The 21807-nt window shown below is 55.6% G+C and carries 23 protein-coding genes; 7 read left to right on the top strand and 16 right to left on the bottom strand.

All coding sequences use genetic code 11. The features are described from left to right. Positions 1 to 16: 16 nt before the first annotated feature. The 6 genes from EKN83_RS16000 to EKN83_RS15975 form a co-directional block, all read right to left on the bottom strand. On the bottom strand, positions 17 to 379 hold the full coding sequence (locus tag EKN83_RS16000) for an endonuclease domain-containing protein (protein ID WP_126801272.1): 363 nt from the start codon (positions 377 to 379) through the stop codon (positions 17 to 19). Between the two features lie 63 nt (positions 380 to 442). After that, positions 443 to 1585, bottom strand: coding sequence for a radical SAM family heme chaperone HemW (gene hemW / locus EKN83_RS15995; protein ID WP_126801271.1), 1143 nt, complete (start codon positions 1583 to 1585; stop codon positions 443 to 445). Then, positions 1578 to 2171 (bottom strand): XTP/dITP diphosphatase, encoded by a 594-nt coding sequence (locus EKN83_RS15990; protein WP_047959435.1) that lies wholly within the window; start codon positions 2169 to 2171, stop codon positions 1578 to 1580. Before EKN83_RS15990 ends, hemW begins: the two co-directional genes overlap by 8 nt. 3 nt (positions 2172 to 2174) lie before the next feature. Beyond that, positions 2175 to 2471, bottom strand: coding sequence for a DUF167 family protein YggU (gene yggU / locus EKN83_RS15985; RefSeq protein WP_025757710.1), 297 nt, complete (start codon positions 2469 to 2471; stop codon positions 2175 to 2177). Continuing rightward, positions 2468 to 3034 (bottom strand): YggT family protein, encoded by a 567-nt coding sequence (locus tag EKN83_RS15980; protein WP_013098667.1) that lies wholly within the window; start codon positions 3032 to 3034, stop codon positions 2468 to 2470. Before EKN83_RS15980 ends, yggU begins: the two co-directional genes overlap by 4 nt. A 21-nt stretch (positions 3035 to 3055) precedes the next feature. Further along, complete coding sequence (locus EKN83_RS15975; RefSeq protein ID WP_126801270.1) at positions 3056 to 3757, bottom strand: YggS family pyridoxal phosphate-dependent enzyme; 702 nt, start codon at positions 3755 to 3757, stop codon at positions 3056 to 3058. A 17-nt stretch (positions 3758 to 3774) separates the two neighbouring features. Between EKN83_RS15975 and EKN83_RS15970 the strand changes: the two genes are divergently transcribed. Then, the gene (locus EKN83_RS15970) at positions 3775 to 4755 is read left to right on the top strand and encodes a type IV pilus twitching motility protein PilT (RefSeq protein ID WP_126801269.1); all 981 of its coding nucleotides are present in this window, start codon (positions 3775 to 3777) and stop codon (positions 4753 to 4755) included. A 9-nt stretch (positions 4756 to 4764) separates the two neighbouring features. Here EKN83_RS15970 and ruvX read toward each other — a convergent pair whose 3' ends face one another. From ruvX to metK, 8 genes are all read right to left on the bottom strand, one after another. Further along, on the bottom strand, positions 4765 to 5181 hold the full coding sequence (gene ruvX / locus EKN83_RS15965) for a Holliday junction resolvase RuvX (protein ID WP_045286598.1): 417 nt from the start codon (positions 5179 to 5181) through the stop codon (positions 4765 to 4767). Next, positions 5181 to 5741 (bottom strand): YqgE/AlgH family protein, encoded by a 561-nt coding sequence (locus EKN83_RS15960; protein ID WP_025757717.1) that lies wholly within the window; start codon positions 5739 to 5741, stop codon positions 5181 to 5183. The genes ruvX and EKN83_RS15960 overlap by 1 nt, the downstream gene beginning before the upstream one ends. 82 nt (positions 5742 to 5823) lie before the next feature. Further along, a complete protein-coding gene (gene gshB, locus EKN83_RS15955; protein ID WP_025757718.1) occupies positions 5824 to 6771 on the bottom strand; it encodes a glutathione synthase in 948 nt (315 codons plus the stop codon). Positions 6772 to 6789: 18 nt separating this feature from the next. Then, the gene (rsmE, locus tag EKN83_RS15950) at positions 6790 to 7521 is read right to left on the bottom strand and encodes a 16S rRNA (uracil(1498)-N(3))-methyltransferase (RefSeq protein ID WP_059384944.1); all 732 of its coding nucleotides are present in this window, start codon (positions 7519 to 7521) and stop codon (positions 6790 to 6792) included. 52 nt (positions 7522 to 7573) lie between these two features. Continuing rightward, positions 7574 to 8281: a deoxyribonuclease I gene (gene endA, locus EKN83_RS15945; protein WP_059384945.1), complete on the bottom strand. Its 708-nt coding sequence runs from the start codon at positions 8279 to 8281 to the stop codon at positions 7574 to 7576. A gap of 94 nt (positions 8282 to 8375) precedes the next feature. Then, complete coding sequence (locus EKN83_RS15940) at positions 8376 to 8873, bottom strand: SprT family zinc-dependent metalloprotease (protein ID WP_025757721.1); 498 nt, start codon at positions 8871 to 8873, stop codon at positions 8376 to 8378. Between the two features lie 58 nt (positions 8874 to 8931). Continuing rightward, entirely contained in the window at positions 8932 to 10329 is a 1398-nt protein-coding gene (gene galP / locus EKN83_RS15935; protein WP_126801268.1) for a galactose/proton symporter, read from the bottom strand. Between the two features lie 359 nt (positions 10330 to 10688). Next, positions 10689 to 11843 (bottom strand): methionine adenosyltransferase, encoded by a 1155-nt coding sequence (metK, locus tag EKN83_RS15930; RefSeq protein WP_014885184.1) that lies wholly within the window; start codon positions 11841 to 11843, stop codon positions 10689 to 10691. A 138-nt stretch (positions 11844 to 11981) separates the two neighbouring features. Between metK and EKN83_RS23570 the strand changes: the two genes are divergently transcribed. The 4 genes from EKN83_RS23570 to speB all read left to right on the top strand — a co-directional run bounded on the left by EKN83_RS23570 (position 11982) and on the right by speB (position 15881). Then, a complete protein-coding gene (locus EKN83_RS23570) occupies positions 11982 to 12380 on the top strand; it encodes a hypothetical protein (protein ID WP_025757723.1) in 399 nt (132 codons plus the stop codon). Positions 12381 to 12627: 247 nt separating this feature from the next. After that, a complete protein-coding gene (gene yqgB / locus EKN83_RS15920) occupies positions 12628 to 12759 on the top strand; it encodes an acid stress response protein YqgB (protein ID WP_127312443.1) in 132 nt (43 codons plus the stop codon). Positions 12760 to 12767: 8 nt separating this feature from the next. After that, complete coding sequence (speA, locus tag EKN83_RS15915) at positions 12768 to 14744, top strand: biosynthetic arginine decarboxylase (protein WP_025757724.1); 1977 nt, start codon at positions 12768 to 12770, stop codon at positions 14742 to 14744. 216 nt (positions 14745 to 14960) lie between these two features. Further along, entirely contained in the window at positions 14961 to 15881 is a 921-nt protein-coding gene (gene speB / locus EKN83_RS15910; protein ID WP_025757725.1) for an agmatinase, read from the top strand. Between the two features lie 51 nt (positions 15882 to 15932). Here speB and EKN83_RS15905 read toward each other — a convergent pair whose 3' ends face one another. After that, entirely contained in the window at positions 15933 to 17201 is a 1269-nt protein-coding gene (locus EKN83_RS15905; RefSeq protein WP_095450744.1) for an OprD family outer membrane porin, read from the bottom strand. Positions 17202 to 17410: 209 nt separating this feature from the next. Further along, positions 17411 to 18169, bottom strand: a complete 759-nt coding sequence (locus tag EKN83_RS15900; protein ID WP_025757728.1) for a M48 family metallopeptidase — start codon at positions 18167 to 18169, stop codon at positions 17411 to 17413. 272 nt (positions 18170 to 18441) lie between these two features. Here EKN83_RS15900 and tkt point away from each other — a divergent pair, with 272 nt between their 5' ends. Together tkt and epd are read left to right on the top strand one after the other, a co-directional pair. Further along, on the top strand, positions 18442 to 20433 hold the full coding sequence (tkt, locus tag EKN83_RS15895; protein ID WP_025757729.1) for a transketolase: 1992 nt from the start codon (positions 18442 to 18444) through the stop codon (positions 20431 to 20433). A 341-nt stretch (positions 20434 to 20774) separates the two neighbouring features. Next, positions 20775 to 21794, top strand: a complete 1020-nt coding sequence (epd, locus tag EKN83_RS15890; protein WP_025757731.1) for an erythrose-4-phosphate dehydrogenase — start codon at positions 20775 to 20777, stop codon at positions 21792 to 21794. Positions 21795 to 21807: the final 13 nt, after the last annotated feature.

Raw genomic sequence — 21807 nt, 5'->3', positions numbered from 1 at the left:
TTGTACCCTCTCCCTTTCAGGGAGAGGGCCGGGGTGAGGGTAGCAGCGTTTTCAGTGTCTCAAGGATCTTTTCTAACACCGCCACTTCGTTATTACAAAGTTCGTTGTTCCAGAAACGAATGACGTACCAGCCCTTTTGGTTTAACCATAACGTCCTTTGACGATCGTATTCCTGATTTTCAGCATGCTGTCCGCCATCCAGTTCAATAGCCAGCCGCGCAGCGCAGCAGGCGAAATCCAGTATGTAGTTTCCTACCGGATGCTGTCGGCGAAATTTATAATTTTCGAAACGGCGGCTGCGCAGTAAATACCACAGCCGTCTCTCTTCCTTTGTCAGCTCTCGTCGGAGCTGCTTTGCGTATGAGCGAGTAATGTCCATCCCCACACTCTGCCAGCCTTTCCCTCAGCCGGCAGCGCGGGATGTAAAATCCTGAATCAGCCTTCAGGATCCTTCGGTGAGGAACAGCTCGAGAAGGGAGTTTAAGAACAGTTTGCCGTGCTCGGTGATCTGCCAGTATTCCTCACATTCCGTGAGATACCCCTGCGCCAGCGCTTCGTCAATCTGTGGACGAATCACTGACTCCGGCAGCCCGGTATAACGCGCAAACTCCGCACGCGGTGAGGCTTCCAGCAGGCGGAAGCGGTTCATAAAGAATTCAAACGGTTTATCCACCGCCTCGACATCATGCTGACGTTCCAGGTAACGGCCTTCCATATAGCCACGCGGGTGGCGGGTCTTCGCCGTGCGCAGAATACGCCCGTCCGGGAAAGTCACTTTACCGTGCGCGCCGCAGCCAATCCCCAGATAGTCGCCAAACCGCCAGTAGTTCAGGTTGTGCTGACATTGATAGCCTGGCTTCGCATAGGCGGACGTTTCATACTGCTGATAGCCTGCGGCAGTCAAAAGCCTGTGGCCCTGCTCGAAGATATCCCACAGGGCGTCGTCGTCCGGCAGGACTGGCGGGCGCGAACCAAAGAGCGTGTTGGGCTCGATGGTGAGCTGGTACCACGAAAGATGTGGCGGGTTCAGTTCAATCGCCTGGCGCAGGTCGTCCAGCGCCTCGTCCAGCGACTGGTCCGGCAGGCCGTGCATCAAATCCAGGTTGAAGCTGCGAAGATTAAGCCCCGTCGCCAGCGTTGCCGCACGCTTCGCCTCTTCCGGGCCGTGAATGCGCCCCAGGCGTTTCAGTTTCGGCTCGCTAAAGCTCTGCACACCGATGGAGATGCGGTTCACGCCTGCACGCTGATACTCGACAAAACGGTCGGCCTCAACGGTGCCGGGGTTGGCTTCCATCGTAATTTCAGCATCCGCTGCCAGGTTCAGGCGCGCACGCACGCCGTCCAGCAGCGTTTGCATCGCCGGGCCTGACAGCAGGCTCGGCGTACCGCCACCAATGAAAATGGTCTTCACTTCACGTCCCTGCGCGTACGCGACATCGGCGTCCAGGTCGGCCAGAAGATGCGCAACGTAGTCATCGTGCGGCACTTCGCCCTTCAGCGCGTGCGAGTTGAAATCACAGTACGGGCATTTCTGCACGCACCACGGGATGTGAATATAAAGACTCAGAGGTGGCAGATTAGCCATTACGCAGTGCTTCCAGTAACAGTTTCAGGGCGCGTCCGCGGTGGGAAATCGCGCTTTTCTCTTCGCGGGTCAGTTCCGCAGCGGTCTTGCCCTCGGACGGGACAAAGAAAATAGGGTCGTAGCCAAAACCGCCGTTGCCTGCCGCTTCGCGGGTAATCACTCCCGGCCAGCTGCCATGGCAGACGATGGGGGTCGGGTCTTCCGCATGACGCATATAGACCAGCACGCAGTGGAACTGCGCGGTACGCTGCTCGTCCGGCACGTCTTTCAGCGCGACAAGCAGCTTTTCCAGATTCTGCTGGTCGGTCGCGTCCACGCCGGAATAGCGTGCAGAGTAGATCCCCGGCGCGCCGCCGAGAAAATCAACTGCCAGGCCGGAGTCGTCAGCAATTGCCGGCAGGCCCGTAATCTGCGCGGCATGGCGTGCTTTCAGGATCGCGTTTTCGATAAACGTCAGCCCCGTCTCGTCGGCGGAATCCACGCCGAGCTCGGTCTGGGCGACCACATCCAGCCCAAAATCATGTAATAGCGAGGCCAGCTCGCGCACTTTACCGGCATTACCGGTCGCGAGAACAACTTTCTGCATGGTTTAGTCCTGTTCTGTCAAAGCCGCGACTTCCGTCGGGATAGATTGCGGGTTGAGGATTTTTACCTGTTTATGCCGCCCCAGTTCGCCTTTTTCAATGATGACCTGGCTTTTAGCCACGCGAAACTGTTTTGCCAGATATTTTGTCAGATGCGCGTTCGCCTGGCCGTCAACGGGCGGGGCAGTGATGGCGACTTTTAACTCGTCGCCATGCAGTCCAACAATAGTGTCACGGCTGGCTTTCGGCTGAATATACAGCCGTAAAACCAGCCCGTCAGCGCAGGTGCTTACTGCACTCATAGCGCCATCCACAGCCCCGGCAGCAGCATATCGCCCGTGGACTGTAACAGCTCGGCGATCCCCATGTTGACCACATAAAGCAGCAGAACGAGGATCATCGGCGAAAAATCGATACCGCCCATAGACGGAAGCAGGTTACGGATCGGACGCAGCAGCGGCTCGGCCAGCTGAATCAAGGCGTACTCCACCGGGCTACGACCCTGGCTGACCCAGCTCATGATGGCCATCACCAGCAGCACCCAGAAGATCAGCAGACCGATGGTTTTAATCAGGATCAGGACGGCTGCAATCCAGATGATCGGCTGGAAGGTAATGACCATAAACAGCACGATTGCTTTGATAACGCTCAGAATAAACGCCACCAGCAAAGACGCGCTGTCGATGGGACCCATTGCAGGGATAATACGGCGCAGCGGTCCGACAACAGGTTGCGTGATTTTCACGACAAACTGCGAGAACGGGTTGTAAAAATCACAGCGGGCCCACTGCATCCAGACGCGCAGCAAAAGCGCCATCGTATACAGCTCAATGACCGTTGAGAGCAGGAAAGTCAACGTCTTCATGGCGTTCCTCAGGTTTCCTTATTATTGGGTGTAGTCGCGCGCACCGAAAATGGCTGTACCGATGCGCACCATAGTGCTGCCTGCCGCGATGGCGGCTTCCATATCATCCGACATGCCCAGAGAAAGCGTGTCTACCGTGTCATAGCGCGCTTTAAGCGCCTCAAATGCTACAGCCATTTGCTGTGCCACGGCAAACTGCCTTTCATAACTTGACTCAGGGGCTGGAATGGCCATTAGCCCGCGCAGGGTTAAGCGCGGCAGGGCGGCCACCTCTGCCGCCAGCGCATCTACTTCACTGAGCGTAATGCCGGACTTGCTGTTTTCATCGCTGATGTTGACCTGAATCAGCACGTTAAGCGCAGGCAACTCTGCCGGACGCTGGTCATTCAGGCGGGTCGCAATGCGCAGACGGTCAATGGTGTGGCACCAGTCGAAGTGCTCTGCCACCAGACGGCTTTTGTTCGACTGCAGGGGACCAATAAAGTGCCACTGCAGAGACGTATTCCCCTGTTGCTGGAAGTAGCGAATTTTATCCACGCCTTCCTGAACGTAGTTTTCACCAAACGCTTGCTGGCCTGCATCAATGGCTTCTGCGATGGCGCTCGCAGGCTTCGTTTTGCTGACTGCAAGTAACGTAATTTCTTCTGAAGCACGGCCGCAACGCGTTGCGGCGGCTGAGATTTTGTCCAGGACCTGTGCCAGGTTATGCGCAATGTCGTTCATTTTCCGAGGAGTAGTCTATGGATGTGGAAGAAATGGTGGCCCTTAGTGTAAAGCATAACGTCTCCGATCTACACCTGTGCAGTGATTCGCCACCCCGCTGGCGCAGAACAGGCCGTCTTGAGCCGGCACCGTTTCCGCCTCCGGACGTTGAAGCGTTGCTAAAAGCGTGGCTCAACGACGAGCAGCAAGGAATATGGTGGGCAAACGGGCAGGTGGATTTTGCGGTGACGGTAGCGGGGGGCCAGCGCCTGCGCGGCAGTGCCTTCAGGCAGATGAGAGGTGTCTCCGTGACGCTTCGGCTGTTGCCGCGAACCTGTCCGCAACTCGCTTCGTTGGGCGTGCCGCGGGCCACTTCGGAACTGTTATCCAATGATACCGGGTTGATTCTGGTGACGGGGGCAACCGGTAGCGGCAAATCCACCACGCTCGCTGCGATGGTCGATTTTCTCAACCATCATACCGACGGCCATATCCTCACGCTTGAAGACCCGGTGGAGTTTATCTACCAGAGTGAACGCTGCCTGATTCAGCAGCGGGAGATAGGCCAGCACACGCCGTCATTTGCGGAAGCACTGCGCGGTGCGTTACGCGAGGATCCGGACGTGATCCTGCTGGGGGAACTGCGCGACAGCGAGACGATCCGCCTGGCGCTGACGGCGGCGGAAACCGGGCATCTGGTGCTGGCGACGCTGCATACGCGCGGGGCATCGCAGGCGATTGAACGGCTGGTCGATACGTTTCCGGCGCAGGAGAAAGATCCGGTGCGCAACCAGCTGGCCGGCAGCCTGCGGGCGGTGCTGGCGCAGAGGTTGGTTCCCGATCTCCAGGATGGACGCGTCGCGCTGTATGAACTGCTGGTGAATACCGCTGCGGCGGCGAATCTGATTCGCGAAGGAAAAACGTGGCAACTGCCCGGCATCATTCAAACCGGTCAGCAGGCGGGCATGCAGAACTTTGACCAGAGCCTGGCGGAGAGACGGGCGCAGGGGCGGCTGTAGGCCCCTTGCTCAGAAGCCCTGTTCGAAATAGCTTTCGAGGATGATGACGGCAGAAGCGGAGTCCACGCTGCCTTTGTTGAGCGCCCTGAAACCGCCGTGTTCAAACAGACCCGCACGCGCTTCGACAGTGCTGAGACGCTCGTCGTGAAGCTTTACGGAAACACCAAAGCGACCGTGGATTTTATTGGCAAATTTACGCGCCCTGGCGGTAAGCGGCTGTTCTGTGCCATCCATGTTGAGCGGCAGCCCAACAATCACGTCATCCGGCTGCCACTCTTTGAGCAGACGTTCAATGAGACTCCAGTCTGGCGTGCCGTCGTTGGCCTTCAGGGCCGTCAGCGGACGTGCGGTGCCGGTAATGCGCTGACCCACGGCGACGCCAATGCTTTTGGTGCCAAAATCAAAAGCCAGAAGTGTTCCGCTCATCAGGCGTGCCCCGCTACGCCAGGCATGGTCAGAATATCAATGCCAATCAGTTTCGCCGCGTCACGCCAGCGATCGGCGATAGGGGTTTTAAACAGGATATTCATGTCCGCTGGGGCGGTGAGCCAGGCGTTATCGAGGATCTCTTGCTCAAGCTGGCCTTTTTCCCACGAGGAATAGCCCAGCGCCACCAGCACTTCTGAAGGCTGCTCAGCGGTGCCCAGCGTTTCAAGCACGTCGCGCGAGGTAGTGATGACGGTGTTATCCGAAATGCGAATACTGGAAGCGAATACCGGTGGTGTATGAAGAATAAAACCGCGATCTTCTGCAAGAGGTCCACCCAGCATCACGGGTTTATCCAGCCGAATTTCCGGCAAACGCGCTTCAGCCGGGATTTTCAGCTTGTCCAGAATCCCTTCAACCTGAAGATTTTCCAGCGGTTTGTTGATGATAATGCCCATCGCGCCGTCTTCATTGTATTCACAGATATACACCACAGCGCGGCGAAAAATCGGGTCCTGGAGAGCAGGCATGGCAATAAGAAAGTGATGCTGTAAATTCATTGTCAGAGGTACTGTTTCCTGGTTTAAAAAGCGACAGCGACCAGTATGCGGAGAAACCCGGGCGCTGTCACTCATTGGTGGGTTATTTCTGCAGGCGTTTTTCGATGGCGTCCATCAGCATTCCGGTGATCGAGACCGGGAATTCCGCTTCAATTTCACGAATGCAGGTCGGGCTGGTGACGTTCACTTCCGTCAGACGATCGCCGATGATATCCAGGCCAACGAAGATAAGCCCCTTCGCCTTAAGGGTCGGACCGACGCGGCGGGCAATTTCCCAGTCACTTTCGGTCAGCGGGCGTGGCTCACCGCGGCCACCCGCGGCCAGGTTACCGCGGGTTTCGCCACCCTGCGGGATACGTGCCAGGCAGTACGGCACCGGTTCGCCATCCACCACCAGCACGCGTTTGTCGCCGTCTTTGATCGCCGGAATATAGTTCTGCGCCATGCAGTAACGGGTACCCAGCTCGGTCAGGGTTTCGGCAATCACGCCAATGTTCGGATCGCCTTCTTTCACGCGGAAAATCGACGCGCCGCCCATGCCGTCCAGCGGCTTCATGATGATATCACCGTGCTTCTGCCAGAATTCCTTCAACTGGGTTTTGCTGCGGGTCACCAGCGTTTCAGGCGTCAGGTCAGAGAACCAGGCGGTGTAGAGTTTTTCATTACAGTCGCGCAGGCTCTGCGGTTTGTTGACGATCAGCGTCCCTTTCTCCTCTGCACGTTCAAGGATATAGGTGCAGTAGATGTACTCGGTGTCGAATGGCGGATCTTTACGCATCAGAATGACGTTGAGATCGGCAAGCGCAATGTCCTGCTCTGTGCCGAATTCGTACCATTTGTCGTAGTTCTGCTCGACGTTAACGATGCGGGTGCGCGCCCGGGCTTCACCGTTGATCAGGTAAAGATCGTTCATCTCCATATAGTGGAGTTCATAGCCGCGACGCTGCGCTTCCAGCAGCATAGCGAAGCTGGAATCTTTCTTGATGTTAATGTTTGCGATGGGGTCCATCACGATGCCGAGCTTGATCATCTTTCTCTCCAATATGCGTCAACCCAGATCGCCAAACCGTACCTGTAGCGCGGTAATGGCCGTGAGTGCCGTTGTCTCAGTGCGCAGAACGCGAGGTCCCAACAGAATATCAGTAAACTGGTAACGTGCCGTCATCGCGATTTCATCCGCCGAAAGCCCACCTTCGGGACCAATCAGCAGGCGTACGCGCTCGACGGGCAAGGGCAGCGTATTGATGCTGGCGCTGGCGCGCGGATGAAGATTGAGCTTCAGCCCACTTTCCTCTTCTGCACACCACGCCTCCAGATCCATCGCCGGGCGGATCTCCGGAATACGGTTACGGCCACACTGTTCACAAGCCGCAATGGCAATTTTCTGCCACTGCTGGATCTTCTTGTTCAGACGTTCCGCATCCAGTTTAACGCCACAGCGCTCAGAAAAAAGTGGCGTAATGAGGCTTACACCGAGTTCAATGGATTTCTGAATGGTGAACTCCATCTTTTCCCCGCGCGACATTACCTGGCCCAGATGAATGTGCAGCGGTGATTCGCGATCATCCACCTCGCCATGCAGCACGTTAACGTGCACGCTTTTTTTATCGGACCGCGTAATTTCCGCGTCGAAAACCTGGTTAGAGCCATCGAACAGCTGAATGGCCTGACCTGCGCCCATGCGCAGCACGCGACCAACGTGGTTGGCGGCGTCATCAGACAGGGCGATTTCTCGGCCTGCGGTAATCAGTTCAGGATGATAAATGCGGGGAATGCGCATAGTCAGAAATTCCGTGTGTCATACGATGTAAGCAAATTGCCGCTAGTGTAGGTTAGCTCTTTTGCGCCTGGCAAGCCCGCTGGACGTAAGGGTTATGATTCCCCTGAACCCTGGCGATGCGTTCGTCGCGCTGGCACTCCCACTCCGTCACCGGGTATTGCTTGTCCCAGGCGTTGAACAGCTGCGTCTGCTGGCGGGAAAGGTTGAGGTCGTAACGGTCACGCATATAGAAGTAGGTGCGGGCAATACTGCCGCGCGCGCGGGCAGGAGGCTCGGCGACTTTCTCTTTGAAATCAACCTTCATTCCACACTGGCCGTACTGGCCTTCGCCACCGTTCCACTGGCTGTACATGAAATTGCCGCGGTCGCCATTCACTTCACCCACAGCGGGCTGCAGGTTATGCATATCGCTTTCCATCTGACGATAAACCGGATCTTTGGCGCAGTTTTTACGTCCGCCATCCTGCCAGCATTGGCGCTGGTGGCCAAACTGCCATGCCGGAACGACATGTTCCCATTCAATACGGCTGGCGCGGTTTTCGTTTTTACGCACCTTATAACCGCAGGACTCAAGGTCAACGACCCCTTTTTTACCCTGCCAGTTAATTTTACAGCCGCAGTAGAAATCGCCCGGCACGTCAGCGTTAACCTTCACACCGGCCGCTTTGGCCTGAGAGAAACTGGTGATACCGTCAGCCAGCGCGTGGCCTGAGAGCGCCGTCGTCAAAAAGGCGACCGCGAGAGAAACATTACGGGACATCTTACACTCCGTGTCAAAACGAGCCCGCAACGTAACGAATGTTGTTCCTGTATGCAATCAGTCAGATCAGGAAAGTTCCTGAAAGTTCAGGTGATTATTCCGCAACCAGCGGTTCACCGCATTTCACGCAGCGGTAGGTCGCTTCGCCGCGCACCACGCGATTATGGCGACGGACGGTAAGCTGGTGCTGCTGACACTGGCAGCGGTAGGGGAAGGTATTGCGGCGTACTGATTCCAGCTCAAACTGATGGGTCCGGCGCGCCGGAACGCCGAGCACCGCCTCCATCATCCACTTCCACTCTTTCCCGTGGGGGGCGACGCGCCCAAAGTGCTTCCACACCAGCAGGTGCGCCAGCTCATGCGGTACCACTTCATCGATAAACGCCTGCTGATTTTCCATCATCAGAACCGGGTTAAGGCGGATCTCATAAGACTCGAGCCAGGCGGTACCGGCCGCAGTGCCACGCTGCTGATACACGATTTTAGGTTCAGGATAGTTGCGCCCGAGCTTCAGGTTTGCCTGGGCGAGTTTTTCCCGCAGGCTGCGCATAACGGCTTGCTGGATGGCAATGGGGAGACGGGGAGCTTTCATAGGGGCAGAGCATAAATCGCGAAGCGGGGAGGTGCAAGGGGCACCTCCCGTGTGAGGATTAGTCGTGGGCGCCGATTTCGCGCAGAGGACGACCTTTCATCAGGTTACGTTCAATATGTTCCAGCGACACATGTTTGGTTTCTGGAACCAGCCAGATGGTCAGCACAATAAAGAAGATGTTCAGACCGGCGTAGACCCAGAAGGTGTTGGCGTTACCCAGGGTGTTGAGCATGGTCAGGAACGTTGCGCCGACGATCATGTTGGCAATCCAGTTCGTTGCGGTAGAGCAGGTTATACCAAAATCACGCCCTTTCAGCGGCTGAATTTCGGAGCAGAGTACCCAAATCAGCGGACCGGCACTCATCGCAAACCCGACGATAAACATCAGCAGCATGCCTACCGCAAAGTACTGTGCGGTTGGTGAGTAAATTCCTACGTGCATCATGGTTCCGAGGACACCCATGCCGGCCGCCATCACCAGGAAGCCCAGCGTCAGGGTTGGCTTACGTCCCCAGCGGTCCACCAGGCCGATGGCGATAAAGGTCGCCAGCACGTTGGTCAGACCCACGATGACGGTTCCCCACATCTGCTCGGTGGTGTTGGTGTAACCCGCCAGCTCAAAGATTTTTGGCGCGTAGTACATGATGACGTTCATCCCGGTGAACTGCTGCATGACCTGCAACAGCACGCCGAGGAAGACCGCACGGCGGAAGTTACTGTTCTCTTTGAACAGCGCCCAGCCAGACTGTTTAACCTTCAGGCTTTCGCGGATCTCCTCCAGTTCGTTCTTCGCCTCTGCGCTGGTATCACGCAGGCGAAGCAGCACGCGCTCGGCATCGACGAAACGGCGTTTAGCGGCAAACCAGCGCGGGCTGTCCGGCAGGAAGAAGACGCCAATCAACAGCAGAACCGCAGGGATGATGATTACGCCGAGCATCCAGCGCCATGCGCCGCTGTAGCTAAACGCGGTATCGGAAAGGTATGCGCCCAAAATACCGATGGTAATCATCAGCTGGTACATCGAGATCATACTGCCGCGGATCTTTTCCGGTGCGATTTCAGACAGGTAAAGCGGCGCGGTGTAGGATGCCACGCCTACGGCCAGGCCGAGCAGCACGCGGGATATCAGCAGCACCTCAACGTTAGGCGCAGCGGCAGAGAAGAGTGAACCGGCAACGAACAGGATCGCGCCGATCATCAGACTCTTTTTACGTCCGAGTTTGAAGGAGAGCCAGCCGCTACCGACGGCCCCGACGGCAGCACCAAACATCATGGAGCTGACCACCCACTCCTGGGTGTGAGCGCTGATCTGGAACTCTTCAGTGATAAAGGGTAATGCACCGGCAATTACGCCGATATCCAGGCCAAAAAGTAATCCTGCCAGGGCGGCGAGGAAACAGACGAAGAAAGTCATCGCCTTGTTGGACGTACGCCCCTGTTTTTTATTGTCAGGCATTATGCCCTCCAGTTGGGTTATCAGTTTTATTGATATTAAGGGTAGGTGAGCGACCCGTAAAAATATGTGAGATTAATCACATTGGTGTAATCGGTTACACTAATGTGCAACCGTAAATAAAATTAAGGCTTTGAAAATATAGAGGTAAATGAGGTGATGTGCATCGCGAAAGAGCACATTTCAGACTTAACTGAAAGGGGATGTAACAGCAGAAGAAAGACGATCATGCAAAGAGAATATTCTGAAAGCGGAAGGCTTCCGTTGCGGTGTAATCGGTTCCATATAGTGCGCCTTTCAGCCGCCACCCGACAAAAAAAGGCCAGCCCGAAGGCTGGCCTTTTAAAAGAGATGTCAGTCGATTATTTCAGACCGGCAGCTTCACGCAGCAGGGCGGCTTTGTCGGTTTTTTCCCATGGGAAATGTTCGCGACCAAAGTGACCGTATGCAGCGGTTTCTTTGTAGATAGGGTGCAGCAGATCCAGCATCTGAATCAGGCCGTATGGACGCAGGTCGAAGAACTCGCGCACCAGCAGGGTCAGCTGTTCTGAAGGCACTTTCTCAGTACCAAAGGTTTCAACCATGATGGAGGTGGGTTCCGCCACGCCGATAGCATAGGAAACCTGAATCTCACAGCGGTCAGCCAGGCCGGCAGCAACGATGTTTTTCGCCACATAACGCGCCGCATACGCCGCAGAACGGTCCACTTTAGACGGGTCTTTACCGGAGAACGCACCGCCACCGTGACGCGCCATGCCGCCGTAGGTATCAACGATGATTTTACGGCCGGTCAGACCGCAGTCACCCATTGGGCCGCCGATCACAAAGCGTCCGGTTGGGTTGATGAAGAATTTGGTTGCGCTGCTCAGCCATTCAGTTGGCAGAACAGGTTTGATGATCTCTTCCATCACTGCTTCCTGCAGGGATTTCTGATCAATCTCTTCGGAATGCTGGGTAGAGAGAACCACCGCGTCAATACCGACGATTTTGCCGTCGTCGTACTGGAAGGTCACCTGGCTTTTCGCATCCGGACGCAGCCACGGCAGGGTACCGTTTTTACGTACTTCAGCCTGGCGCTGCACCAGACGGTGTGCGTAGGTGACAGGTGCTGGCATCAGCACGTCGGTTTCGTTGGTTGCATAGCCGAACATCAGACCCTGGTCGCCCGCACCCTGTTCCAGCGGATCGGCACGGTCAACGCCCTGGTTGATGTCTGGAGACTGTTTGCCAATCGCGCTCAGTACCGCGCAGGAGTTGGCATCAAAGCCCATATCAGAATGCACATAGCCGATCTCACGCACCGTGTTACGGGTGATCTCTTCGATATCAACCCATGCGCTGGTGGTGATCTCACCGCCAACCAGAACCATGCCGGTTTTGACATAGGTTTCACACGCTACGCGCGCTTTTGGATCCTGGGCCAGGATCGCATCCAGCACCGCATCGGAGATTTGGTCAGCAATTTTATCAGGATGTCCTTCTGATACGGACTCGGACGTAAACAGGTGTTTTGCCATGTTTTATTTCACCTAAGAGGAATTTGGTTAGCTCAAGCTGCTGTGTGGAATAGCCAAAGGAGATAATTCTACCAAGGCCTGCAGGTTTTTGACACTGGCAGTATGAGTGTTAATCAGTATAGATGGATTAACATCTGGATGGCTATTTTAGGTCACTTCTTCGCCCGATTTCCAGTTTTTTTTGATTCACCTCTCACTGAGTTGAAAACAGCGCTGGAAATTTTTCCTGACGGCACTGGCAACACGCGCATTTTTGTTTTGCTTTTTAGCCCCCTTCTCGGTATAAAACGCGGCGCGCGGCTCATATCCGTCATACTTCAAGTTTCATGTGCGTTGGCTTCCTCGCTCACCCCAGTCACTTACTTTTGTAAGCTCCCGGGCATTCGCTGCGTCGCCGCCTTCCTGAAACTCGAATTATTTAGGATAACCAAAAAAGCGCTCGATGGATTCATCGTGTCGCCACTTCCAGCCGGGTTAAGCAGTGAACTTTTAGCTTTGGCTTGTGGTCCGTTTCAACAGAGGCGGCCGTGGAGGTGATACGAGATAATGAACCATCGTTTTTCGCTAATTCAGCGCAGCCGTTCTGGCGCGCATTTGATTCCCGCAACCCGCATTTCTAGTCTGCAAACCTGCCGATGTTATACCCATCTCGGCGCTTCTCAGGATTCCAGGGCCGGTCACGCTTTGTGAAAACTGAACAAGGGCGCTCTTGTTAATACAAGAGTTTTCTCGTGGTTTCGCCGAACCTTGTCATACAGAGTTCGGATACGTGTTTTACAATGATATGAATAAGAAACCGGTCGCACGGTCTGGATTTCAGCATACTCTGCTGGGAAACGGAGCCGTTTATGGGTTGTTATCGCCGTATAACGCTGCGATAGTAGTCAACTGTTTTACACTTAATACAAAGAGTTGAGGTTCGCTATGTCTGACGACATGTCTTCTTTTTCGCCTTCGTCAGCGGGCGAACAGGGTGTACTACGTTCTATGCAGGAGGTTGCGATGAGCTCCCAGGAAGCCAGCAAGATGCTGCGCACTTACAATATTGCCTGGTGGGGCAATAACTACTACGACGTCAACGAACTGGGCCACATTAGCGTATGCCCGGATCCCGACGTCCCTGAAGCGCGCGTGGATCTTGCCAAACTGGTAAAAGCCCGCGAAGCACAGGGCCAGCGTTTGCCTGCACTGTTCTGTTTCCCGCAGATCCTGCAACACCGTCTGCGTTCGATTAACGCCGCGTTCAAGCGTGCGCGTGAATCTTACGGCTATAAAGGCGACTACTTCCTGGTTTACCCGATCAAGGTGAACCAGCACCGCCGCGTGATTGAATCCCTGATCCACTCCGGTGAACCGCTGGGTCTGGAAGCGGGCTCCAAGGCAGAGCTGATGGCCGTGCTGGCGCATGCGGGCATGACCCGTTCGGTGATCGTCTGTAACGGTTATAAGGACCGTGAATATATTCGTCTGGCGCTGATTGGCGAGAAGATGGGCCACAAGGTCTATCTGGTTATCGAGAAGATGACCGAAATCGCGATCGTGCTGGAAGAGGCCGAGCGTCTGAACGTGGTGCCACGTCTTGGCGTGCGTGCGCGTCTGGCGTCCCAGGGGTCCGGTAAATGGCAGTCCTCCGGTGGCGAAAAATCCAAGTTCGGCCTGGCGGCCAACCAGGTGCTGCAGCTGGTGGAAATTCTCCGCGAGCGCGGTCGTCTGGACAGCATTCAGCTGCTGCACTTCCACCTCGGCTCGCAGATGGCCAACATTCGCGATATCGCCACTGGCGTGCGTGAATCAGCGCGTTTCTACGTTGAACTGCATAAGCTTGGCGTCAATATTCAGTGCTTTGACGTGGGCGGCGGCCTGGGCGTGGACTATGAAGGTACCCGCTCGCAGTCCGACTGCTCCGTGAACTACGGCCTGAACGAATACGCCAACAACATTATCTGGGCGATTGGCGATGCCTGTGAAGAGCATGGCCTGCCGCACCCGACGGTGATCACCGAATCCGGACGTGCCGTTACGGCGCACCATACCGTGCTGGTCTCGAATATCATTGGCGTTGAGCGCAGCGAAACCACCGAAGCGACGCCGCCGGCAGAGGATGCTCCCCGTTCCCTGCAAAGCATGTGGGAAACCTGGCAGGAGATGCACGAGCCGGGCACGCGTCGTTCCCTGCGCGAGTGGCTGCACGACAGCCAGATGGATCTGCACGATATTCACGTCGGCTACTCTTCAGGCACCTTTAGCCTGCAGGAGCGCGCGTGGGCAGAGCAGCTCTATCTGAACATGTGCCACGAAGTGCAGAAGCAGCTCGATCCGAGCAACCGTGCGCACCGTCCGATTATCGACGAGCTGCAGGAACGTATGGCGGACAAGATTTACGTCAACTTCTCGCTGTTCCAGTCGATGCCGGATGCCTGGGGTATCGATCAGCTGTTCCCGGTTCTGCCGCTGGAAGGGCTGAATCATGCTCCGGAACGTCGTGCGGTGCTGCTGGATATTACCTGTGACTCTGACGGCGCTATCGACCACTACGTAGATGGCGACGGTATCGCCACGACGATGCCAATGCCGGAATACGACCCGGAGAACCCGCCAATGCTGGGCTTCTTTATGGTCGGGGCGTATCAGGAGATCCTCGGCAACATGCACAACCTGTTCGGTGATACCGAAGCGGTTGACGTGTTTGTCTTCCCTGACGGCAGCGTGGAAGTTGAGCTGTCCGACGAAGGGGACACCGTGGCGGATATGCTGGAATATGTGCAGCTGGATCCGAAAACGCTGCTGACCCAGTTCCGCGATCAGGTGAAAAACACCGGTCTGGACGATGCGCTGCAGCAGCAGTTCCTGGAAGAGTTTGAAGCGGGTCTGTACGGGTATACCTACCTGGAAGACGAGTAGTCGCTGATGCCCGGTGGCGCTGCGCTTACCGGGCCTGCGACTGCAGGCCGGATAAGGCGAAGCCGTCATCCGGCAGAGTGCTATACTCACTTGAACCCGTATGCATTACCGGCGATAATTCGCCCCAATTAGCGATTTACGAATCAATCCCTTCCTCGTCGGGTTTAACGACGCGGAGGGGATTTTTTTTACATAGACTTTGAATGAGGTCAGGACATGAGCACTTTAGGTCATCAGTACGATAACTCTCTGGTATCTAACGCGTTTGGTTTTTTACGCCTTCCGATGAACTTCCAGCCGTACGACAGCGACGCTGACTGGGTCATCACCGGTGTGCCGTTCGATATGGCCACTTCTGGTCGCGCGGGTGGTCGTCACGGCCCGGCAGCAATCCGTCAGGTTTCCACTAACCTGGCCTGGGAGCATAACCGCTTCCCGTGGAACTTCGACATGCGTGAGCGCCTGAACGTGGTGGACTGCGGTGACCTGGTGTACGCCTTCGGTGACGCGCGTGAGATGAGCGAGAAGCTGCAGGCCCATGCCGAGAAGCTGCTGGCTGCCGGTAAGCGCATGCTCTCCTTCGGCGGCGACCACTTCGTGACCCTGCCGCTGCTGCGCGCCCACGCGAAGCACTTCGGTAAAATGGCGCTGGTGCACTTCGATGCGCATACCGACACCTACGCGAACGGCTGCGAGTTCGACCACGGCACCATGTTCTTCACCGCGCCAAACGAAGGTCTGATCGACCCGAACCACTCCGTGCAGATCGGTATCCGTACCGAGTTCGACAAAGACAACGGCTTCACCGTGCTGGATGCCTGCCAGGTTAACGATCGCGGCGTGGATGACATCATCGCGCAGGTGAAACAGATCGTGGGTGATATGCCTGTCTATCTGACCTTCGACATCGACTGCCTGGATCCGGCATTTGCGCCGGGTACCGGTACGCCGGTGATCGGCGGCCTGACCTCAGACCGTGCGATTAAACTGGTGCGCGGCCTGAAGGATCTGAACATTGTCGGGATGGACGTGGTGGAAGTGGCCCCTGCCTATGACCAGTCCGAGATCACTGCGCTGGCTGCAGCGACTCTGGCGCTGGAAATGCTCTACATCCAGGCAGCGAAAAAAGGCGAATAAGCCAGCCCCTCGTGGCGTAAAAAAACCTCTCCGCGGAGAGGTTTTTTTTCATCAGAACACGTTAAACGGGTACTCCACGTAAGCACGGATCTCGTCCCCACCGACGTTGTAATCGCTGGCGTTGCTGGAGACGCGCAGGACGGAGTAACGCAGTTTGAGTTTAAGATCCTTCGCCGGGCCATCCTGCACCTGGTACTGGATCTGGTTAAACCACTCGTGCTCTTTGCCGTTGCTGGTTTCAGACGTTTTGATGTTGTCGCCACGCACGTAGGCGGTGGTCCAGCTGAGACCCGGCAGGCCGAGACCCGCGAAATCCAGACCGTAAGAAGCCTGCCATGAACGCTCGTCTTCTCCGTTGAAATCAGACCAGTAGGAGTTCGCCAGCCAGATGGTGTTGCCACCGTCACCCACGCCGCCCTGGTCGCGGTAGCCACCGTAGTTGTAGCCAGTGCTGCCGCTGCTCTGCTGGTACGCCAGTTTAAACGTGTGAATATCCCAGATATAGCTTGCCGCCAGGCTCCAGATGGTGTTGCTGCGGCCCGTGTTGAGGCTGTCAGCGTAACGCTGATCCAGACGGGAGTTATACCCGTTGAAGTCGAGCACCAGCTGTTGTCCGGTGCTGAACGGCTGTTTGAAGTTCATGCCCAGATACTGCTTGTTCATCACCTCTTCATTATGCGAGGCGTACAGCGCGCCGCTGAACTGGTCGTTGAACTGGTAGCTCGCGCCGCCGAAGGAGAGGCTCTTGAGCCCGCTGTCGTGGCGATCGTCGCTTTTACGCTGCTCGTCGGTGAAGTAACCGGCGTTGATTTCCAGACCGTCGATCTCTTTTGAGGTCAGCATGGTGCCGGTATAGCTTTCAAACAGCAGGCGGGAGCTGTCGGCATTAACGATGGGCAGCTCAGGGCGCTGATTACCGTAGCTCAGTACGGTGTTTGAAAAGCGCATTTTTGCGGTTGCACCAAACTTTGCCAGATCGGATTTCGCCCGGCCGTCGTCTTCCTGTTTAAAGAAGTCAATGCCGCCCGCGCCGCTCTTGCCGCGACCACCGTCCAGACGCACGCCGTATTGCGCGATGCCATCGACCCCAAAGCCCACCACGCCTTCGGTATAGCCGGATTCAAAGGTCGCGATGATGCCCTGGCCCCATTCGGCTTTATCCTGCTGGCCCTGATGGTAATCACGGCTGATATACGCATTACGTAAAAACAGGTTCAAATGGCTGTCGTTAATAAAACCCTGGCTGTCGGATTGCTGGCTTGCAGCGGCGGGTAATGCGGCAAATAAGCTTAAAGCAATTAATGATAATTCTTTTTTCACGGAGGGAACGTCTCTGTATGGATATATTAATTTGAATGACTACGGACGTGATAATTACCGGAAAGGTTACCGTTTGCAATAATTATGTGATCAAAGATTTCAATCGGTAAGGCTGATTTGTCGGGGCTTCCGGGGGCGTTACCGATACGTGCGGTTAAGTTAACAATTCATGCGAAATAAAAAGGAGGCAAATTTGCCTCCTTCCAAAATTATTTAATTCCGTCTGCTGCCATACGGTCGCGAATATGCTGTGCGCGTTCTTCTGAGGCCGGATGATCGTCAAACATGGAGCTTTGACGTCCCGCTTCCAGTTTGGCCAGTTTTTCAAAGCTGGTGGCTAAACCGGAAGGATTAATCCCGCGTTTGCGCAACAGATCGTAGGAGTAGTCATCCGCTTCGGACTCCTGGCGCTGTGAGAACTGGGAGTTAACCAGTTTTTCACCGACATCGCCCAGCTGTGACTGTGACAGGCTACCAACGATACCGCCCGCTGAGGCCGCCGCTGCGCGAATGGCATTGGTGCCCAGGGCAACCTGCATCCCTTTCTTCACGTGGCCGAGCGCAACGTGGCCCATCTCATGGCCGATGACCGCTTCGACTTCATTGTCATTCATCATGTCCATCAGCCCGCTATAGACGCGGATACAGCCGTTCGCCATGGCGAACGCGTTCACGTCTTTCGCCATGTAAACCTTGTAATTCACCGGCTGGCCGTTGATGTTATCGCCCAGCGCGGAAGCAATCTTATTCAGACGCTGCGTGTAGGTACTGTTAGCCGGCGCAAGGGTGGCTTTTCCGTCCATATCTTTACAGGCCTGGTCACTCAGCGCTTTAACCTGCGCATCGCTCAGGGAATAGGCCTGAAAGGCTTCTGCGCCTGACGTCATCAGACCGTTAGAATCCATATTCTGACAGCCGCTCAGCAGGAGCGTTGTACCCAGGGCCAGCACTATTGCACGCATTTTCATGAGGTTGTTTCCGTACTCGTTAATCTGAATAAAATCTGAAAAGTGCACCGGCAGCGAAGCCGGACTCGGGCTAAGTATAAGGAATATCGACGAGGCCGGGCGAGCAGATTGCGCAACATGCGAGCATGATCCAGAGATTTCTTAAGCTGCAAAAGAATGGTCCATGTACATGGCATGCCGCTTGGGTTACATTGTTGGCACTTTTTTCCGGCGTAGCCCAAAACGCGCTGTCGTCAAGGGCATGGCCTTTAACAGTCCGATCTGGAGTTAAAATGTCCTCACGTAAAGAGCTTGCTAATGCTATTCGTGCGCTGAGCATGGACGCAGTACAGAAAGCCAAATCCGGCCACCCAGGGGCCCCTATGGGTATGGCTGATATCGCCGAAGTCCTGTGGCGTGATTTCCTGAACCACAACCCGCAGAACCCGTCTTGGGCTGACCGCGACCGTTTCGTACTGTCTAACGGCCACGGCTCTATGCTGATTTATAGCCTGCTGCATCTCACTGGCTACGATCTGCCTATCGAAGAGCTGAAAAACTTCCGTCAGCTGCACTCCAAAACACCAGGTCACCCGGAAGTGGGTTACACCGCTGGCGTAGAAACCACCACCGGCCCACTGGGTCAGGGTATTGCTAACGCAGTGGGTATGGCGATTGCTGAGAAAACCCTGGCGGCGCAGTTCAACCGTCCTGGTCATGACATCGTTGACCACTTCACCTATGCGTTCATGGGTGACGGCTGCATGATGGAAGGCATTTCTCACGAAGTGTGCTCTCTGGCAGGTACCCTGAAGCTGGGCAAACTGGTTGCGTTCTATGACGACAACGGCATCTCCATCGACGGTCACGTTGAAGGCTGGTTCACTGATGACACCGCTAAACGTTTCGAAGCCTACGGCTGGCACGTGGTGCGTGGCGTTGATGGCCACGATGCTGACTCGATTAAACGTGCGGTAGAAGAAGCGCGCGCTGTCACTGACAAACCATCCCTGCTGATGTGCAAAACCATCATCGGCTTTGGTTCACCGAACAAAGCGGGTACTCACGACTCCCACGGTGCGCCACTGGGCGACGCGGAAATCGCGCTGACCCGTGAAGCGCTGGGCTGGAAACACCCTGCATTCGAAATCCCTTCTGACATTTATGCGCAGTGGGATGCAAAAGAAGCAGGCCAGGCCAAAGAAGCGGCATGGAACGAGAAGTTTGCTGCGTACGCGAAAGCCTTCCCGCAGGAAGCCGCTGAATTCACCCGTCGTATGAAAGGTGACATGCCGTCTGACTTCGACGCGAAAGCGAACGAGTTCATTGCTAAACTGCAGGCGAACCCATCCAAAATCGCCAGCCGTAAAGCGTCTCAGAACGCGATCGAAGCGTTCGGTCCTCTGCTTCCGGAATTCCTTGGCGGCTCCGCTGACCTGGCTCCGTCTAACCTGACCCTGTGGTCTGGCTCTAAGCCAATCAACGAAGATACTGCCGGTAACTACATCCATTACGGTGTACGTGAATTCGGTATGACGGCGATCGCGAACGGTATCGCGCTGCACGGTGGTTTCCTGCCGTACACCTCTACTTTCCTGATGTTCGTGGAATATGCGCGTAACGCCGTGCGTATGGCTGCGCTGATGAAACAGCGTCAGGTGATGGTCTATACCCACGACTCCATCGGTCTGGGCGAAGATGGTCCAACTCACCAGCCGGTAGAGCAGGTGGCTTCCCTGCGTGTGACCCCGAACATGAGCACATGGCGTCCATGTGACCAGGTTGAGTCCGCTGTGGCTTGGAAATATGGTGTTGAGCGTCAGGACGGCCCAACCGCGCTGATCCTCTCCCGTCAGAACCTGGCTCAGCAGGATCGTACGCCAGAGCAGCTGGCGAACATCGCGCGCGGTGGTTATGTGCTGAAAGATTGCGCAGGCCAGCCTGAGCTGATCTTCATCGCAACCGGTTCTGAAGTGGAACTGGCTGTCGCCGCCTGGGACAAACTGACTGCCGAAGGCGTGAAAGCGCGCGTGGTATCCATGCCGTCTACCGATGCGTTCGACAAACAGGATGCTGCTTACCGTGAATCCGTTCTGCCTAAAGCGGTAACCGCGCGTGTGGCAGTGGAAGCGGGTATCGCTGACTACTGGTTCAAATATGTGGGCCTGAACGGCGCCATCGTCGGTATGACCACTTTCGGTGAATCTGCTCCGGCAGAACAGCTGTTCGAAGAGTTCGGCTTCACCGTTGAGAACGTTGTCGCTAAGGCGAAAGAACTGCTGTAATTGTTTGTACGGTGCGGGCTGATGCTCTCACCCCAGCCCTCTCTCACTGGGAGAGGGTGCAAACACTAAAAACGGTAACCTCTCGGTTACCGTTTTGCTTTTACCTCGCCGTAAATTATTCCACCTAAAATGTGACGCAAGTCATATAGCTTGCTTATTCATCTGGACAGACATTCCTTTTATTCCTCGTTTCGCTTATTCTTGCTGAAGCGTTTCAGTCGATTAAATGTTCGACAATTGACCAATCAATCGCAGTTTGTGACAGCAAGGATTCCCCTTCGGGCGTAGCTGGATTACTCTTTCAGCCACCTCAAACCCAGGGAGTGCTTTGCAGGAGATCTATGACCGTACGCGTAGCGATTAATGGCTTCGGTCGCATCGGGCGTAATGTGGTTCGTGCTCTGTATGAATCCGGACGTCGGGCGGAAATAACCGTGGTGGCAATCAATGAACTGGCGGATGCTACGGGCATGGCGCATTTGTTGAAATATGACACCAGCCACGGACGCTTTGCCTGGGATGTGCGCCAGGACAGAGATCAGCTCTATGTGGGTGACGACGCTATTCGTGTGCTGCATGAGAGCAGCATTTCCGGGCTACCCTGGCGCGAACTGGGTGTGGATGTGGTGCTTGACTGTACCGGTGTGTACGGCAATCGCGAACATGGCGAAGCGCATCTCGCGGCAGGTGCGAAAAAAGTCCTGTTCTCCCATCCCGGCAGTAACGACCTCGACGCGACCGTCGTGTTTGGCGTCAACCAGCATGAGCTGCAAGCTGAACACCGCATTGTCTCCAACGCCTCCTGTACCACTAACTGCATTATTCCGGTCATCAAACTGTTAGACGATGCGTATGGCATTGAATCCGGTACCGTGACCACGATTCACTCCGCCATGCACGATCAACAGGTGATTGACGCTTACCACCCGGATTTACGGCGCACGCGTGCAGCGAGCCAGTCAATCATTCCGGTGGATACCAAACTGGCGGCAGGGATCACCCGAATTTTTCCGCAGTTTAATGACCGCTTTGAAGCGATTGCCGTGCGTGTTCCGACGATCAACGTCACCGCCATCGACCTGAGCGTGACGGTGAAAAAACCGGTAAAAGCCTGTGAAGTCAACCAGTTGCTGCAAAAAGCGGCACAGGGGGCATTTCATGGTATAGTTGACTATACGGAATTACCGTTGGTCTCAGTGGATTTTAACCACGACCCGCACAGCGCCATCGTCGATGGTACTCAAACGCGCGTCAGTGGCGCACACCTTATCAAGACGCTGGTCTGGTGTGATAACGAATGGGGCTTTGCTAACCGAATGCTCGACACCACGTTAGCAATGGCCGCTCAAGGTTTCAGGTAAGACGCATCGTGCG

The organism is Enterobacter sp. WCHEn090032, from assembly GCF_003986875.1.
GTDB classification, from domain to species: Bacteria; Pseudomonadota; Gammaproteobacteria; order Enterobacterales; family Enterobacteriaceae; genus Enterobacter; species Enterobacter sichuanensis.
This window is presented reverse-complemented; position numbering and strand designations above follow the sequence as displayed.

Coding starts and splice junctions, on each gene's coding strand:
- EKN83_RS16000 (WP_126801272.1), bottom strand. CDS start 379: ATGGACATTACTCGCTCATACGCAAAGCAGCTCCGACGAGAGCTGACA.
- hemW (WP_126801271.1), bottom strand. CDS start 1,585: ATGGCTAATCTGCCACCTCTGAGTCTTTATATTCACATCCCGTGGTGC.
- EKN83_RS15990 (WP_047959435.1), bottom strand. CDS start 2,171: ATGCAGAAAGTTGTTCTCGCGACCGGTAATGCCGGTAAAGTGCGCGAG.
- yggU (WP_025757710.1), bottom strand. CDS start 2,471: ATGAGTGCAGTAAGCACCTGCGCTGACGGGCTGGTTTTACGGCTGTAT.
- EKN83_RS15980 (WP_013098667.1), bottom strand. CDS start 3,034: ATGAAGACGTTGACTTTCCTGCTCTCAACGGTCATTGAGCTGTATACG.
- EKN83_RS15975 (WP_126801270.1), bottom strand. CDS start 3,757: ATGAACGACATTGCGCATAACCTGGCACAGGTCCTGGACAAAATCTCA.
- EKN83_RS15970 (WP_126801269.1), top strand. CDS start 3,775: ATGGATGTGGAAGAAATGGTGGCCCTTAGTGTAAAGCATAACGTCTCC.
- ruvX (WP_045286598.1), bottom strand. CDS start 5,181: ATGAGCGGAACACTTCTGGCTTTTGATTTTGGCACCAAAAGCATTGGC.
- EKN83_RS15960 (WP_025757717.1), bottom strand. CDS start 5,741: ATGAATTTACAGCATCACTTTCTTATTGCCATGCCTGCTCTCCAGGAC.
- gshB (WP_025757718.1), bottom strand. CDS start 6,771: ATGATCAAGCTCGGCATCGTGATGGACCCCATCGCAAACATTAACATC.
- rsmE (WP_059384944.1), bottom strand. CDS start 7,521: ATGCGCATTCCCCGCATTTATCATCCTGAACTGATTACCGCAGGCCGA.
- endA (WP_059384945.1), bottom strand. CDS start 8,281: ATGTCCCGTAATGTTTCTCTCGCGGTCGCCTTTTTGACGACGGCGCTC.
- EKN83_RS15940 (WP_025757721.1), bottom strand. CDS start 8,873: ATGAAAGCTCCCCGTCTCCCCATTGCCATCCAGCAAGCCGTTATGCGC.
- galP (WP_126801268.1), bottom strand. CDS start 10,329: ATGCCTGACAATAAAAAACAGGGGCGTACGTCCAACAAGGCGATGACT.
- metK (WP_014885184.1), bottom strand. CDS start 11,843: ATGGCAAAACACCTGTTTACGTCCGAGTCCGTATCAGAAGGACATCCT.
- EKN83_RS23570 (WP_025757723.1), top strand. CDS start 11,982: ATGGCTATTTTAGGTCACTTCTTCGCCCGATTTCCAGTTTTTTTTGAT.
- yqgB (WP_127312443.1), top strand. CDS start 12,628: ATGAATAAGAAACCGGTCGCACGGTCTGGATTTCAGCATACTCTGCTG.
- speA (WP_025757724.1), top strand. CDS start 12,768: ATGTCTGACGACATGTCTTCTTTTTCGCCTTCGTCAGCGGGCGAACAG.
- speB (WP_025757725.1), top strand. CDS start 14,961: ATGAGCACTTTAGGTCATCAGTACGATAACTCTCTGGTATCTAACGCG.
- EKN83_RS15900 (WP_025757728.1), bottom strand. CDS start 18,169: ATGAAAATGCGTGCAATAGTGCTGGCCCTGGGTACAACGCTCCTGCTG.
- tkt (WP_025757729.1), top strand. CDS start 18,442: ATGTCCTCACGTAAAGAGCTTGCTAATGCTATTCGTGCGCTGAGCATG.
- epd (WP_025757731.1), top strand. CDS start 20,775: ATGACCGTACGCGTAGCGATTAATGGCTTCGGTCGCATCGGGCGTAAT.